General features: G+C 58.5%; 1 other RNA gene. It reads left to right on the top strand.

Annotated features, from left to right (window positions below):
• Window positions 1–2: 2 nt before the first annotated feature.
• An RNA gene (gene rnpB, locus EIP75_RS23965) (RNase P RNA component class A) lies at window positions 3–330 on the top strand.

The following is a 330-nucleotide window of genomic DNA, read 5'->3' as shown; positions in this document are numbered from 1 at the left end:
CAGACAATCGCTGCTCCTGTAAGGGAGGGGAGGAAAGTCCGGGCTCCATAGGGCAGGGTGCCAGGTAATGCCTGGGGGGCGCAAGCCTACGGCAAGTGCAGCAGAGAGAAGACCGCCTACGTTTCCTGTTTACAGGAAGCCGGTAAGGGTGAAAGGGTGCGGTAAGAGCGCACCGCGTGCGTGGTAACACGTCACGGCAAGGTAAACCCCACCTGGAGCAAGACCAAATAGGAATCCATGAGGCATGGCCCATGCTGGATTCGGGTAGGTCGCTTGAGACCTGTGGCGACGCAGGTCCTAGATGAATGATTGTCCTCGACAAAACCCGGC

It is taken from the genome of Aquabacterium soli (assembly GCF_003933735.1).
Lineage (GTDB): Bacteria > Pseudomonadota > Gammaproteobacteria > Burkholderiales > Burkholderiaceae_C > Aquabacterium > Aquabacterium soli.
Note: the sequence above shows the minus strand (reverse complement) of the source record. Positions and strands in the feature narration are given on the sequence as shown.